General features: G+C 54.4%; 10 protein-coding genes. 4 read left to right on the top strand and 6 right to left on the bottom strand.

Annotation, left to right across the window (positions count from 1 at the left end):
* Positions 1-56: 56 nt before the first annotated feature.
* From nusA to BXP70_RS25175, 3 genes are all read right to left on the bottom strand, one after another.
* A complete protein-coding gene (nusA, locus tag BXP70_RS25165; RefSeq protein WP_086596891.1) occupies positions 57-1,331 on the bottom strand; it encodes a transcription termination factor NusA in 1,275 nt (424 codons plus the stop codon).
* Positions 1,332-1,431: 100 nt separating this feature from the next.
* Positions 1,432-1,905, bottom strand: a complete 474-nt coding sequence (locus BXP70_RS25170; protein WP_245849749.1) for a ribosome maturation factor RimP — start codon at positions 1,903-1,905, stop codon at positions 1,432-1,434.
* 367 nt (positions 1,906-2,272) lie between these two features.
* Entirely contained in the window at positions 2,273-5,740 is a 3,468-nt protein-coding gene (locus BXP70_RS25175) for a DUF7948 domain-containing protein (RefSeq protein ID WP_086596892.1), read from the bottom strand.
* A gap of 144 nt (positions 5,741-5,884) precedes the next feature.
* Here BXP70_RS25175 and BXP70_RS25180 point away from each other — a divergent pair, with 144 nt between their 5' ends.
* From BXP70_RS25180 to BXP70_RS25195, 4 genes are all read left to right on the top strand, one after another.
* Positions 5,885-7,012, top strand: coding sequence for an endonuclease/exonuclease/phosphatase family protein (locus BXP70_RS25180; RefSeq protein WP_143436675.1), 1,128 nt, complete (start codon positions 5,885-5,887; stop codon positions 7,010-7,012).
* 381 nt (positions 7,013-7,393) lie between these two features.
* Positions 7,394-8,896: a cysteine--tRNA ligase gene (cysS, locus tag BXP70_RS25185; RefSeq protein ID WP_086596894.1), complete on the top strand. Its 1,503-nt coding sequence runs from the start codon at positions 7,394-7,396 to the stop codon at positions 8,894-8,896.
* 70 nt (positions 8,897-8,966) lie between these two features.
* Positions 8,967-10,004, top strand: a complete 1,038-nt coding sequence (locus tag BXP70_RS25190; RefSeq protein ID WP_086596895.1) for a M28 family peptidase — start codon at positions 8,967-8,969, stop codon at positions 10,002-10,004.
* A gap of 83 nt (positions 10,005-10,087) precedes the next feature.
* Positions 10,088-11,374, top strand: a complete 1,287-nt coding sequence (locus BXP70_RS25195) for a MutS-related protein (RefSeq protein WP_086596896.1) — start codon at positions 10,088-10,090, stop codon at positions 11,372-11,374.
* Positions 11,375-11,380: 6 nt separating this feature from the next.
* On the opposite strand, the gene BXP70_RS25200 is transcribed toward BXP70_RS25195, so the two are convergent.
* From BXP70_RS25200 to BXP70_RS25210, 3 genes are all read right to left on the bottom strand, one after another.
* A complete protein-coding gene (locus tag BXP70_RS25200) occupies positions 11,381-12,289 on the bottom strand; it encodes a S66 peptidase family protein (protein WP_086596897.1) in 909 nt (302 codons plus the stop codon).
* Between the two features lie 123 nt (positions 12,290-12,412).
* Positions 12,413-13,447, bottom strand: coding sequence for a homoserine O-acetyltransferase MetX (gene metX / locus BXP70_RS25205; protein WP_086596898.1), 1,035 nt, complete (start codon positions 13,445-13,447; stop codon positions 12,413-12,415).
* Between the two features lie 230 nt (positions 13,448-13,677).
* Positions 13,678-15,057 carry an O-acetylhomoserine aminocarboxypropyltransferase/cysteine synthase family protein gene (locus BXP70_RS25210; RefSeq protein ID WP_086596899.1) on the bottom strand — a complete coding sequence of 460 codons (1,380 nt, stop codon included), beginning with the start codon at positions 15,055-15,057 and terminating at the stop codon, positions 13,678-13,680.
* Positions 15,058-15,155: the final 98 nt, after the last annotated feature.

Raw genomic sequence — 15,155 nt, forward strand, 5'->3', positions numbered from 1 at the left:
TTAAATCACGCCACTTGGCGTGATTTAATGCCCTTGCCGGACCGGCCGCCGCGCACTCATTGCGCGTCGCCGGGATTTGCTTCTTCTTCGGAATCCTCAAATTCCTGCTGGATGATGCGGAAGACGTCCTCTACGGTCTCTTCTTCCAACTCCGTCCGGCGTACTATATCTTCTTTACTTACGGCCAAAACGGCCCGTCCTGTATCCAAACCGATCTTTTTGAACTCAGCCAAGACCCAGGGTTCAATCTCGTCCTGGAACTCGTCCAGTGCGATATCCTCGTCGTAGTCCTCAGCTTCCCGGAACACGTCGATTTCCATTCCTACTAAGCGGCTAGCTAACTTAATGTTAGCACCACCCCGACCAATGGCCAAGCTGACCTGGTCTGGCTTTAAGAACACAGAAACCCGACCAGTTTGTTCATTAATTTTCATTGAACCAATCTTGGCCGGCGACAGGGCCCGTTGGATGTAAAGCTCAAGGTTGTCCGTGTAGTTGATGACGTCGATGTTTTCGTTTTCCAACTCCCGAACAACCGCGTGGATACGCGAGCCTTTCATTCCTACGCAGGCGCCTACTGGATCGATCCGGTCGTCGTAGCTTTCAACGGCTACTTTGGCCCGCTCACCAGGTTCCCGTACAATGTTCTTGATAGTGATTAAGCCATCATAGATCTCCGGAACTTCCTGCTCGAACAGGCGCTCCAAGAACGCAGGGGCTGCGCGCGACAAAATGATCTTTGGCGTACCATTGATGATTTCGACGCGATGTACTACAGCCCGTACAGTGTCTCCTTTGCGGTAACGATCTTTGGGGATCTGCTCCGCTTTCGGTAGCACCAGCTCGTTCTCTTCTTTATCCAGAATAAGCGCCTCACGGCTCCATACCTGGTATACCTCGCCAGTGATAATTTCACCGACTTGGTCCTTGTACTGCTGGTAGAGGTTGTCCCGCTCAAGGTCTTTCACCCGCTGAATCAGCGTTTGGCGGGCCATGAGCACGGCACGACGACCAAAGTCCTCTAACTTTACTTCTTCAGCTACCTGCTCGCCTACTTCGTAGTCGGGCTCAATCTTCTTGGCTTCTTCCAGCGGAATTTTGTCGAAGTCCCAGATATCCTCCGAGTCATCGTCCACGATTTCGCGGTTACGGTAAATTTCAAGGTCGCCCTTGTCGACGTTGAGAATGACGTCGAAGTTCTCGTCGGTCGTGTACTTTTTCCGAATCATCGTACGGAACACGTCCTCCAGGATGCTCATCATCGTGGGGCGGTCAATGTTCTTGGACCGGGCGAACTCGGCAAACGATTCGATTAAGACGTGACTGTTCATTGTACGAATTGATGACTGTTAAGCTGTTGATTATTGTTGCAGGGCTGAGCTTGTAGGCCCTAGGTACCAACGACAATCAGCCTGTTAACTATGCAACCATTTATTTAAATGAAATAACCACTTTAGCTTCCTGAATGTCCGCATACGGAATAAAGGCAGCTGGTAAGGTCTTCTTCTTATTCTTTTCTTTAACTATTTCAGCTAACTGAATCCCGTCGGCATCAGAGGATTCCAGCGTGCCAGTTTTCTCCGTGCTATCGGTCATCTTCAGGCTGAGCGTACGGCCGGCATGGCGTACGTACTGCCGCGGGTTGGTAAGCGGCTGATCGGCACCCGGCGAGGTAACTTCCAAGGTATAGCTAGCTTCCTCTCCGTATGCTTCGTCGATACGACGAGCTAGCCGCCGGCTTACCTGGGCGCACTCATCAATACCTAAACCTTGCTCGCCATCCAACACTGCCGTGACTTTAGGACGGACAGCCGAATCAGACACCGAAAGGCTCACCATAAAAAGGTCCAGGCCAGCAAGGCTGTCCTGAAGCATCTCAGTAAGCTGAGTGGGATTGAATTTCATGGGAATGGAGCTAGGTGGCAAAAGAAAGAGGGGACTACGCGTCCCCTCTTTCTTTTTCAATTGCTGGTGCAAAGATACTACAAAAATCAGCTAAATACAAGGTGGGGCCTCGTGCCAGCCAGAGGCTTGGGTTTGCCGCTAATTGCGAGCCTACGAAGAAACCTGCTGCCTACGACGCATACCATCTAATAGGAGCAGCATTCAGCATGTAAAGCGTATGCATACTGGGTAGACTGCTGTTCGCGAAGCTTTCAGCGAGAATGATAGTACCTAGAATATGGTAGCGCAAACCTCTTAGCACATGGGTGCTCATTCACCAACAACGGCAGCTTGTGATTTAGTCCATATATAAGAGCCAGTAAAACGATCAATGTTTTATTTCTAGCCAACCTTTTGCCGCTCTTCCTTCAGTGTCGCGCAAATGATAGTAATACACGCCGTCCGCTAGGTCGCCGCCGTGCCAGTCGTTGCGGTAGTTGTCTGTTTCGTACACTTTGCTGCCCCAGCGGGTGAAGATGCGCAACGAGGCTGGCTGACAGCTAAAGCGCGGAATGAACAGCTCATTTTTGTTGTCACCATTGGGAGTGATGATGTTTGGGACAAATACTTCGCCTACCTCAACGGGCGCAAAGCGCGTTTCCACTTGGCAGTTAGTGTAGCGCGCGACGAGCTTCACTTGGTAAGTGCCAGGCTTTTCGTAGCGGTGTACCGGCGCCTCCTCTGTCGAAGTGGTTTGGTCGCCAAAGTCCCACTCATAGGTGCCACCCGTTAGTAAGGGCGCAAACTGGCAATTGAAAGGAGCTAGGCCAGTGTACTGCGGAGCTGCTTCACAAATGGGAATATCGAGCGGAACATTGCTGCTGGAAGTAGGCGCAATAAGTACTTTGCGCGTGGCGGCCAGCTCACAGCCATTCTGTGTGAAAGTGTAGCGCAGAGTAAAAATACCGCCTCGGTTGTTTGTATTAGGCGGCGTAAACATGCCGTCAGTCGTTACGCCAGGTCCGCTCCAACTACCGCCAATAGGGCTAGCTTTTAATAGGCGAAAAGAGCGGGTCTGGTCGGCGCAGAGTGTGGTGTCGGGGCCAGCTTGCACAGTGGGTGGTGCACTGACGGTAATCGTCTGTGCGATGCTGCCACAGGCCACCGAGTCGGGCATGGTGTAGCGAATTACGTGCGTGCCTACTCCGGCTTGTGCGGGGTTGAAGCTGTTGCCACTCATACCAGGGCCACTAAATACTCCACCTGCCGGGCTGGCAGTAAGAGCGACGGGCTTGGCATCACGGCAAATAGTAGGTACGCCAGGAAACGTAGGGGAGACTACCGGAACTACAGTCATCCGCAGCGTTTTGGTGCTGTAGCAAATACCGGCTGTTGCCACTACGTACGTGAGCGTATTGCGCCCAAGTAGTGCGGTAGAGGGAGTAAACTGGTAGCCGCCACCCGGCAAGGCGGTTACGCCCGAACCACTCCAGACGCCCCCTGCTGGGCTGCCCCCTAGGCGAATCGGGCTGGCATCGGCGCACACGTTGCGGCTAGGACCAGGGTCAGCCGTGAGTGCACCAAAATCAATCTTGAAGGAGGCATTATTACAGTTCGAGGAGTTGTTGTCGGGGGTGTAGGTCTTGGCTCCAGGTGGCACCGGGAAGCCGGTTATTCCGCCGCAGCCGCCGCACACGGCTTGGTAGATTATTCCCCGTTTGTCGAAGCGCGACGTACCACCGTCGACGTGTTCGCGTGAGCCCGACTGCCCGAAGAAGGTAGCATACTCCAGTGCTTGCATCCCAGGGGTAAACTCAGCTAGGTAAAAATCGGAGCCGTCAGTTGTGCGCTGAATGGCATTGGCGGTAACGGGTAAGTTGCTCGTACTGCCTAGGTCATAATTGGTTGATCCGCCCCACCCGCTGATGTACACCCGCTCGCAATCGTCGACTAGAAAAGCCGTGAGCGCCAAATCCAGAGTAGTGCGACCACTGCCAAACCTAGTAGAGTAGAGACTCTTAGAAAGCGTATTGTCTAGCTTTTGCACGAACTGCCGCCCGTTGGCCACGGCGAACAAGCCCGCAGTAACCGGAAAGGCACCCTTCGATTGCCCGAGCAGGTACACCTCATTGCTGCTATCGAGTTGCAAGAAATAAGCTTGGTCGTACGCGCTGGTGCCGATGTAAGTGCCTCGTTGTAGCACATTGCCAGCACCGTTTAAGCAGGCCACGAACCCATCAGTGCCGCCCTGCGCGGCTGGGTGCAAGCTGCCACTAGTAGTAGGAAAGTTGGGGCTGGTAGTGCCGCCGCACACATATACGTTGCGGCTAGCATCGAGCTGAATAGAATATGCACCATCGTAGCCGGAACCACCTAGGTAGGTACTCCACACAAGCTGTTGCAAATCGGAGGAGAACTTACACACAACGGCATCGGACCCGCCAGCCTGGTAGCTGGTGCGAAAGCCATTCCGAACGGGAAAGTTGTTGCTCGTGGTGGTAGAAGCTAGGTAGATGTTGCCCTCGTCATCCGTGATAACGTCGCCGCGAAATTCGTCGCCGTAGTTGGCGGCTAGGGGCGAATTGATGTGCAACCCATCCGTGCCGCTGCCACCGAGGAAGGTAGCACCCGTTAGAGCTGAGCCATTCGCGCTGAGTTTGGCCACAAACATATCAGCGCCATTTGGATAGTTGGGCCCGGTGTCAGGTTGGAGCAAGGGTGTTGGGAAAGGCTGTACTGCGGGGCCGCCGTTGAATGAGCGGTCGTACGCGCCGTTGGTAGTTGGGAAATTATTAGAGCCCGTCGAGCCGAAAATGACTAGTTCCCCTTGCTTGTTCACGATTAAACTATGAGGAGCATCCGCTTGGTTGCCACCTAGGTAGGTAGCGTATAGCCGGGCTGCTGGGCCACCTACGGTTGTGTTGTACTTGATAATGCTGATATCTTCATTGCCGCTAAAGCTGGTGTCGTAGGCACCGTTGGAGGTCGGAAAACCCACGCCGAACACAATGCCACCCGAGTACATATTGCCCTGGGCATCGTAGGTGGCGGTATAGCCCCAGTTGTCGGCTCTGGAACCGGTGCTGGTCGAGAAGATTACCGTTGGGTCGATGACCAGTGGATACTTGGTGTCATACTTCCCTAGCCTGAAGCTTAGCACCTGGTCTTGCAGGACGAAAGCACATGACACGGGCACGCGCTTGTCACCGATCTGTTGCCACGCTTGCGGCGCCTGCTCTTGCACGTTGCCCACCGAGGTTTGAATCAGCAAGTTGCCATTTTGGAGCCTCAGCCGGTCGGCGCCCTGGTAGCGCAAGCGGATGTCGTTGGGCTGAGCGCCGGGCGCTATCGTGAAGTCATATTCAAGTTGCTGCCGCTGGTTCTCGTAAAGTTTTAGGCCAATGCCCGCGTAGACATCGGCGTAGTTCACTGTGCGAAAACCTTTTACCTCGGAAGCCCACTTACTAGGGTCGGCGCCCACAAAATAATTGTGCCGTTCGGTTGTTGCTTCGCCGCCGCGCAGGCTTGTATTAGGGCTCGCACCTTCGAACGTTACTGAATAAGCGTGCACCCGCAGCTGGCCCGTGCCTTGTTTCGACTGCGTTTTGTTGCTGTTGTGGTCGTGTAGCGCTTGGGCATCTAGGAGGGCATAGGTGAAACCGGCTTCACCCAAAAAGAGTCGGCCGCAAGGTAGCTCAGCCATGTAGCGGGCGCGGGCATCCCATTGCCCTTTGTTCTCCACAAATTCCAAACTGCGATTATCGGGGAGAGCATTTGCGGGTCGGCCCACCGCAGGTAAGAGCGCGACACTACTCAAGACTCCTATAATGAAACCACGAAGAGTAGAAAGGAACATAGGCGAAACCAGATAGAAGGCAGGTGTTTAGTGTGCAAGATACAACGCAATGAGGGGTAGTAAACGCATGCGAACCGCTGAAGCTAGGGAGCTTTCCGGCTGCAACGCCTACCTTTGCCGGCAGACTATTTCTTTGTTTTGGCGGTGCGTCGTTCGTTTGCGTTTACCTGTACTGTGCTCGTGGTGCTGTGGCTGCTGGTGGCCATTGCCTGCGTCCAGATTCCGCCGCATACTTTCTGGCCTGCTGCTTTTGGGGCGCTCACGCTGCCTATTGCTCTTGGGCTTAACCTAGCTTTTGTCTTCTACTGGCTGCTACGCAACTGGCGACTGGCAGTGCTGCCGCTGCTGGTGGCGGTGCTCACGTGGCCGCACTTTCAGCGGGGGCTAGCCTTGCACCCGTGGCGTACTGTGGAAGCGACCAGCACGCCCGACAACCAAGTGCAGGTGCTGAGTGCCAACGTGCGCATCTTCAACGTGTACCCGCAGCTGCGCGACCCCGACCTAGCTTCATCGCGTAATATGGTGCAGTGGCTCGCCGAAAGCTCAGCCGATATCATCTGTTTGCAGGAGTTTTATAATGAGCCGCGTAATATGCGCAGTCGCGACGGCAACGTATTTCGCACCGTCGAGCAGATTGGGCGCAAGGCAGGGCGGCACGCATTTGTGTCGAAGAGCCTGACCAATAGCGCCGGCGCGGAGTTCGGTATTGCCATTTTTTCGCGCTATCCAATTTTGCACCGCGGCACCATTTCGTTCGGCAAGCTCACGCAGAACCACGCTATGTTTGCCGACTTGCGCTTGCCCGGCGGCGACACCATTCGGGTGTACAACTTCCACTTGCAAAGTATGAGCATGGAAGAGAAAGACATTGTGCAGAGCTACTCCAGTAAGAGCGGCTTCGAGCAGAAAAGCCGCGGGTTGCTGCGCCGCTTCAAACGCGGGATGATTGCGCGCAGTGTGCAGATCGATACGCTGGTGCGGCGCTTCGAGCGATGTCGCTACCCGATCTTGCTTTGCGCCGACCTCAACGACTTGCCCTACAGCTACAGCTACGACCAGCTAGCTGATCATTTCCAGAACGCGTGGGCCACGGTGGGCACTGGTGTAGGTAGTACTTACAATGGCCGGCTACCCTTCATACGCATCGATAATCAGTTTGCTAGCTCCCGCTGGACGATTGAGGAGTGTCAGGTGCACCGCGAAATCCCGTACTCCGACCATTTTCCCACCACTGCGATTTACGATTTAAAAGCTAGGAGTAAGGGAGATTAACACGCACCGCAAAGGCACTCATTTGGGTCTGTGCGGTGCATGTGCTGATGCTTGTGATAAGGTTGCTTTGGTCTGATCACTCTAGTTTTAACCGTCTGATAACAAAGCACTGGTATGTATTTCTACGACACCAAAACTGAATAAGATCTATTACTTACTGCAATGCGTTTGTACTGTTCATTGAACTTTATATACTGATCAACTTGATTTTTGTGCCGCACAAACTAGTAAGAGAACTTTGTTGCTGTTAATAAGCGCAATTTGTTCTTCTGAACGCCACAAAATAAGCTAGTACAAAACTTTCTGACGCTTTGAATAGATGAATGATACTCATCTCGATTTTGCGCCGGAAGGCCCATCAAATCTTTCTACTTTTGCCGAATGCAGCACGCGCTTTCGCTTTATAATACCCTGACTCGCCGCAAGGAGGCGTTTGAACCTCTTCATCCGCCATTTGTAGGCGTTTATCTCTGCGGCCCGACGGTCTACAACGACGCTCACCTTGGCAATGCCCGCGGTCCGGTTGTGTTCGATGTGCTGGTGCGCTACCTGCGCCACCTAGGGTACACGGTGCGCTACGTGCGCAACATCACCGACGTCGGCCACCTCGAAAGCGACGCCGATGAGGGCGAGGATAAAATCTCGAAGCGTGCTCGCGCTGCCCAGCTAGAGCCTATGCAAGTGGCCGAGTATTATGCCAACCGCTACCACAGCCACATGGAAGCGTTGGGCTGCTTGCCGCCCGATATTGAGCCGCGCGCTAGTGGCCACATCACCGAGCAAATCGGGATGATTGAAGAAATTCTGGCCAACGGCTTCGCCTACGAAGCGAACGGGTCGGTGTACTTCGATGTACCGCGCTACAACGAGCATCACAACTACGGTAAGCTCTCCAATCGTAACATTGAAGAGCTGCTTGCCGGCACCCGCGACAACCTAGCTGGCCAGAACGAAAAACGCTCACCGCTCGACTTTGCCCTGTGGAAGAAAGCGTCGGAGGCTCACCTCATGCGCTGGCCTTCGCCCTGGAGCGACGGATTTCCCGGCTGGCACTTGGAGTGCTCGGCCATGAGCCGCAAATACCTAGGCGAGACCTTCGACATTCACGGCGGCGGCCTCGACCTAATGTTCCCGCACCACGAGTGCGAAATCGCGCAGAGCCAGGCCAGCCACAGCCACTCCAATGAGGCCCGCGTGTGGATGCACAACAACATGATTACGGTGAACGGGCAGAAGATGAGCAAGTCGCTCGGCAACTTCATCACGTTCAATGACCTGTTCAAAGGCGGCGCGGCGGCCCTGTCGCAGCCCTACTCGCCCATGACGGTGCGCTTCTTTCTGCTGCAAGCCCAGTACCGCAGCCCCATCGACGTGAGCGACGAAGCCCTACAAGCGGCCCGAAAAGGCTACCGCAAGCTTATGAACGGCCTGCGCTTGCTCGAAAAGCTGCAACTGCCTGAAGGCACTGAGCGCGCCGCCGACACCGAGAAAGCCGATACCGAACTGCGCAAGTTGGTGGCCGATTGCTTCACTGGCCTGAACGACGACCTCAACACGGCCCGCACGGTAGCTAGCTTGTTCAACCTGCTGCGCAAATTTAATGGCTTCGGTGCCAACCTCGCCACGCTGGCCACTGTCAGTGAGGCTGCCTTGCAGGAAGCCGTGCAGGCTTACCGCACCATGGTAACTGACATCCTAGGGTTGGTCGACGAGCCACGCGCCAACGCCGAAGACCTGCTTAGCCTTACGCTCTCATTCTATCAGGAAGCTAAAGCCACTAAAGCCTACGACAAAGTCGACCAGATTCGGGCGGCGCTGAAGGAGCAAGGCATTGTAGTGAAAGACACCAAAGCCGGTGTTGATTGGGCGTACAGCGAGGAGTAAAAATATTCACCGGAACTTTAGAACGTCATGCTAGCTTGCGCAGGCATGACGTTCTTTTCTATAACAACCTATGAGCAAATCGTCTTGGCTAGCGCCCGCGCTGGCTTTCTTGCTGCTGGCAGCCGGCTCCGGCTGTAACCGCGACAAGCAACAAACCACCGAAACGGTAGAAACGGAAGAAGCCGAAGTGCCCGCCGCACCTAGTTTCGTCGCTGACTCAGCTTACGCCTACACGGCCAAGCAAGTAGCGTTCGGCCCGCGCGTGCCCAATTCCAAAGCCCATATTGCTACCGGCGACTGGATCGTGCAGAAGTTCAAGGCCCTAGGATTAACGGTAAAAGAGCAACCCTTCGATGCTATGGCTTTCGACGGAAAGATGCTGCACTCGCGCAACATCGTCGCGCAGTTTCAGCCGCAAGCAGCGCGCCGGGTGGCGGTCTTCACGCACTGGGATACGCGCCCCTTCGCCGACAAAGACGACCAGCACAAGAACGCTCCGCTCGATGGCGCCAGCGACGGCGCTAGCGGCGTAGGTATTGCCCTGGAAATGGCCCGTGTGCTAGCCGCCCAGCCCGACAGCCTTAAGCCAAGCGTCGGCATCGATTTCATCCTTTTCGACTCCGAAGACTACGGCTACGACAGCAGCACCCAGAGCGAATTGAAAAACCAGTTGCAAGCCCAAGAGGAGCAGGGCAAATCGAGTTGGTGCCTAGGTTCGCAGTACTGGGCGCAACACATGCTGCCTGCTAACTACAAGCCCGACTACGGCGTGCTACTCGATATGGTGGGCGCCAAAAACGCCAAGTTCAGCCGCGAGCAACTCTCTGTGGAAAAAGCGAAGGACGTTGTGGATAAGATGTGGAATACGGCCGCCCAAATCGGCTACTCCGACTATTTTCTCTTTCAAGATAGCCCCGGCATCACCGACGACCACGTGTACACGAACCAAGCTGGCGTCCGTACCATCGACATCATCGACCACTTGCCCGTCGGCGACGAGTATTTCCCGGCGTACCACCACACCACGCAGGACAACATGAGCATCATCGACAAACGCACACTTAAAGCCGTAGGCCAGACGGTGCTCCAGACGATTTATGCCGGATAATATCTAGCGTACTCTTGCGTTGAAAAACCCCGGCCGCGTGAGCAGCCGGGGTTTTTTGTTGACGTCTATTCCCAACCTAGCTTATGGTTCGCGTCGAAGATCTGCGAGTGTCAACGGACGTATTATCGCTAGTCAACTTCACCTACAACAGTGAGGCCGAAAGAGCGCTGTTAGCGTTTCTGCAAAAGGTACCTAGCTCAGTAGATGAGGTACTGGAGCGGCAAGCAATAATCAAAGGGTTCCTGGCAAACTGGAATGTGCTGGCAGATTTCTCCTACCAGAAAATCCAGTACATGGAAGTGCATAGCTTCCTAAACGGCGTGAGCGATGGACGTATACCACTCGAAACCAACCACTTCAAAGCGTCTTTGAAACTACTAGTTTCCGAGGAAGTACGGTATGCTATGCGCGCCAAGTACGTACAAGCGTTGCTCTTCCTACACCGAATTTGGCAGCACTACTTAATACGGTTGTCCACTACGGAGTTTCCAGTGAGCTTCCAGCGCCAGCTGCTTGTACTGGTTCGTTTCATGGAACGGTTTAGCTTGGAAGCAAATGCTACCGCGATTCAGGAGGATGATTTCACCGCCGCTCGAATGGTCCAGTTCGCCCGCGCCTTGCAAGCGGTAAGCTTCGCGGAGATGAAGGCGTTTTGGGAGACCTTCTACGATTTTGAAGCGTATTGGTCGCTGGCGAAAGGTATGCTAGCACATGGTTTATCTTTTCCGCGCTTTCAGGAAGGTACGTTTCAGCTACGGGAGTTCTACCATCCGCTGCTCAAAAACCCCGTTAGGAACACCTTGACACTACAAGCTGGTGAAAACGTGTTTCTGCTGACGGGCCCAAACATGTCGGGCAAATCAACGTTGCTCAAAGCCGTGGGTTTATGCGTGTATCTGGCGCACATCGGGCTAGGAGTGCCAGCCGCCGCTTGCACCTTGCCCTTCTTCAAAACGATTGTGGTCACTATCAACCTCAGCGACAACCTACAGGATGGCTACAGTCATTTCATGGCGGAGATTCAAAACCTGAAAGCAGTGCTAGTCGCTACCCGCCGCGCCGACAAAACCTTTGCCATCTTCGACGAGCTGTTTCGCGGCACCAATGTCGACGATGCGCTAGCCATTACCCAAGCTACTCTCAGTGGATTACAAGCTTTTCCGCAATCCTTTTTCTTTATCTCAACGCACTTGCTTCAACTGAAGCAGCAGCAAGCGCAAAACTCAGTGAAGGAGCATTACATCGACTGCACGTTGCAGGCCGGCGTACCTACTTTCTCCTACAAGCTAAAGCTAGGTTGGTCGGAGCTAAAAATTGGGAAGGTACTCTTTGAGAAAGAAGGGTTAAACGAACTGCTAAGGGCTAGTTAGGATGAATTACGTCGTGCTATACGCCACACGTACTCCCGCCGCGTCCACTATCATCTGCGCCGTGCGGCCGCACACCAGTGCCATATTCTGCGGCTCGTGCCCGACGGGAAAGCCATACGCTACCGGAAAGTTGTACTTGCCAGCATACGTCTGGATGATTTCGTACGGTGTCTGGCCGAACGGAACGCTGTTGTCATGCGGGTCGGTGAAGTGGCCGACGAGCAAGCCAGCTAGGTTTTGGAGCTTGCCAGTGCGGTCGAGGTGCACCATCATCCGGTCGATGTTGTAGAGGTACTCGTCAATATCCTCCAGAAACAGGATGCGGCCCGTTGTAGGGCAGTCGGAGCGGGTGCCGCTGAGGTTCTGTAGCAAGCTGAGGTTGCCGCCTACTAGCTCGCCCGTGGCGGTACCTAGGCGATTAAGCGGGTGCGCAGGGGCCGCATAGCTCACTTCCTCTCCGAACAGCACATGCCGCAAGCTTTCCAACGATTCTTCGCCGCCGGCTTGGTCAAACAGGAGCGGCATCACGCCATGGATGCTTTCGTGCTCGAGGGCTAGCAAGTGACAGTTGAGCACCGTCACGTCGCTAAAGCCAGCAATCCATTTTGGATTTTCAGCGAAGCGCGAAAAATCGAGCTGATCGATGATCCGAGAGGTGCCGTAGCCGCCGCGGGCGCACAAGATGGCCCGAATGTCGGGCGCGTCGAGCATGCGTTGGAAGTCGGCACGACGTAGTTCGTCAGTTCCAGCAAACTGGTGATACTCCGCCGTCACGGTATCACCTAGCATCACTTCCAATCCCCAACTGGCAAGAATAGCCACCGCCGCCGCTACTTCAGCATGTGACACTTTGCGCGCAGGACAAACAATCGCAACCCGGTCGCCGGGCCGTAAAGAAGGAGCAGTGGTAGGCATAGAACAGCAAGTAAAGCTGCGACAAACTTACCGACAATCTGAAAAAGCTAGGGTCCCTTGGGCGCTTAGTTTTGCTAAGTCGTCCGAGGGACCCCAGGGATAAGGTTGCTAAAAGGCTAGCTTTTAGGAATGCACTAGTCTACGCGAATAAAATCGCTCTAAGAAACGGGTGATTTGTACAGTCTCAATCAAAAAACCATCATGGCCGAAATGCGACTCCATCTCCACGTATTGCGCAGTCGGGATGTGGCGAGCCAACAACTGCTGCTCTGCGGGCGGAAACAGCACATCTGAAGTAATGCCAATCACCAAGGTGCGCGCCTGGATCTGCTTCAAGGCAGCGGCCAAACTACCACGCCCGCGGCCAACGTTGTGCGAGTCCATCGCTTTGGAAAGCGTCACGTAGGTGTACGCATTAAAGCGCGCCACGAGTTTGTCGCCTTGGTACTGCTGGTAGGAGCTAGCCCGAAACTGGTCGAGTTTATCGCCTTCTACTTCGGCCTGCGTGGTGCCATATGCTTCGTAGCTGCGGTAGCTCAAAAGCGCCATGGCACGTGCGGCTTTCAACCCATGCTGACCACCTTCCGGCGTTGCCGAGTAGTAAGTCTGGTCAGCCTGAATAGCGAGACGCTGCGACTCATTGAAGGCGATGCCCCACGGCGAGTGCTGGGCGTTAGTAGCCAGCACCACCAAGTTCTCGAACAATGTAGGCTGCTGAACAGCCCATTCTAGCGCCTGCTGCCCGCCGAGCGAGCCACCGATAAGCGTATGAATTTTGGAGAAACCTAGGTGCTGGCGGAGCTGGTCGTGCGCCGCTACCATGTCGCGGATGGTAACCAGCGGAAATGCCTGATAAAGCGGTTCGCTACCCTCCGAAACGGGCGTAAGCGGCCCCGTAGAACCGTAGCACGAGCCTAGCACATTGGCACAGATAATAAAGTAATCGGCTGGGTCGAAAAGGTAGCCTGGACCAAACAAGCCCGACCACCACGTCAGCACATCAGCATTAGCGGTAAGGGCATGGCACACCCAGACCACATTATCCTGGGCCGCATTGAGCGTCCCGTAAGTGTGGTAAGCAACCTGCACAGTTGGTAGCGTGGCCCCGCATTCAAGCTGTAGAGGTGTAGGCAGATTAAAAAGCTGGCTTTCGGTCATTCATTACAAAAACAAAAGAGCTTCTCAATAGTCCAGGTTGAACCGGAACGTTGGCAAGTTGTTAACCCACCCCTGAATTGACGTTCGCCAACGTCGGTTCAACCTGAAGACCATTGAAGGATAGTTGAGTTCGGTCCCTCTCAAAAAACCAACTTACTATCCGCAAACGGCAGCCAATTGGAAGGTCAGGCGCACCCTGGTTAGGTAGTGCGCCTGCCTACGTCTCCTCTTTAGACTTCCAGCGGCTGCGCGTGTTCTACTTCTGGCTGCAACAGTGCGCTTTCCGACTCGTCGGTCGTAGCCACATTAGCCACGGCATCGAATGCGGCAGACAGATCACCTTTGATGTCTTCAAAATGCTCGATACCGACCGACAAGCGCAGGAGCGTAGGCGTTACGCCCGCAGCGTGCTGCTCTTGCTCCGATAGCTGCTGGTGCGTCGTCGCCGACGGCTGAATAATCAGCGTTTTGGCGTCGCCTACGTTCGCTAGGTGGCTTACCAGCTTGAGATTGTCGATAAACTGTGTAGCGGTTTCTTTGCTACCCTTGATGCTGAACGTGAGCACGCCACCAGCACCTTTGGTCAGATATTTCTGCGCTAGGTTGTAGTAGGGGCTGCTTTGCAAGCCAGGGTAGTTGACGCTTTCCACCTGTGGGTGCTGCTCGAGCCAAGTAGCAATCTTCAAGGCATTTTCCACTGTGCGCTCAACACGGAGCGACAGGGTTTCGAGACCAATCAGCAGCTGCCACGAGTTGAACGGGCTGATTGACGGACCTAGGTCGCGCAGACCTTCTACCCGAGCCCGGATGATGAAGGCGATGTTGCCGAAGGGGCCGTTCTTGCCAAATACGTCGTTGAATACAAGTCCGTGGTAACCTTCGCTGGGCTCAGTGAATTGCGGGAATTTGCCGTTACCGAAGTCGTACTTACCACCGTCTACAATCACGCCGCCAATGCTGGTGCCGTGGCCACCGATCCACTTTGTCGCCGACTCTACTACAATGTGCGCGCCGTGCTCTAGGGGGCGGAACAGAAAGCCACCCGCGCCGAAAGTGTTGTCAACTACCAGCGGCAAGTCGTGCTTCTCGGCAATAGCCGCAATCTTTTCGAAATCTGGAACGCTGAAGCTAGGGTTGCCGATGGTTTCCAGGTAGATAGCTTTGGTGTTCTCGTCAATCAGCGCTTCGAAGCTCTCGGGCTTATCGCCGTCAGCGAAGCGGGCTTCAATGCCGAGGCGCTTAAATGCTACCTTGAATTGATTATAAGTGCCGCCGTAGAGGAAGGAGGTGCTAACGAAGTTGTCGCCAGCTTGCAGGATATTATTAAGGGCAATAAACTGGGCCGCCTGCCCCGAGCTTACGGCCAATGCCGCTACACCACCTTCTAGCGCCGCTATCCGCTGCTCAAATACGTCCGTCGTAGGATTCATCAGACGGGTGTAGATGTTGCCAAACTCCTTCAACGCGAAAAGGTTAGCACCATGCTCAGCGTTCTTGAATACGTACGAAGTAGTTTGGTACAACGGTACAGCACGAGCACCAGTAGTAGGATCGGGCTGCTGACCAGCGTGGAGTTGGAGGGTCTCGAAGTGGAGGTTTTGCGTTGACATGAGTGAGAGAAGTATAAAAGAGGAGGTTCTTGAAAACAATTGGAAAAGTGCAATTGAGAGTGCACAAAAAGCCCGCTAGTGACTGCGTCGAGACCAAA

The sequence above is a fragment of the Hymenobacter crusticola genome (assembly GCF_002154225.1).
Classification (GTDB): domain Bacteria; phylum Bacteroidota; class Bacteroidia; order Cytophagales; family Hymenobacteraceae; genus Hymenobacter; species Hymenobacter crusticola.

Bases quoted from the DNA above. Each gene is read 5' to 3' on its own strand.
- BXP70_RS25175 (WP_086596892.1), bottom strand. From the start codon at position 5,740: ATGTTCCTTTCTACTCTTCGTGGTTTCATTATAGGAGTCTTGAGTAGT.
- cysS (WP_086596894.1), top strand. From the start codon at position 7,394: ATGCAGCACGCGCTTTCGCTTTATAATACCCTGACTCGCCGCAAGGAG.
- BXP70_RS25210 (WP_086596899.1), bottom strand. From the start codon at position 15,057: ATGTCAACGCAAAACCTCCACTTCGAGACCCTCCAACTCCACGCTGGT.
- BXP70_RS25170 (WP_245849749.1), bottom strand. From the start codon at position 1,905: ATGAAATTCAATCCCACTCAGCTTACTGAGATGCTTCAGGACAGCCTT.
- BXP70_RS25195 (WP_086596896.1), top strand. From the start codon at position 10,088: ATGGTTCGCGTCGAAGATCTGCGAGTGTCAACGGACGTATTATCGCTA.
- nusA (WP_086596891.1), bottom strand. From the start codon at position 1,331: ATGAACAGTCACGTCTTAATCGAATCGTTTGCCGAGTTCGCCCGGTCC.
- BXP70_RS25190 (WP_086596895.1), top strand. From the start codon at position 8,967: ATGAGCAAATCGTCTTGGCTAGCGCCCGCGCTGGCTTTCTTGCTGCTG.
- BXP70_RS25200 (WP_086596897.1), bottom strand. From the start codon at position 12,289: ATGCCTACCACTGCTCCTTCTTTACGGCCCGGCGACCGGGTTGCGATT.
- metX (WP_086596898.1), bottom strand. From the start codon at position 13,447: ATGACCGAAAGCCAGCTTTTTAATCTGCCTACACCTCTACAGCTTGAA.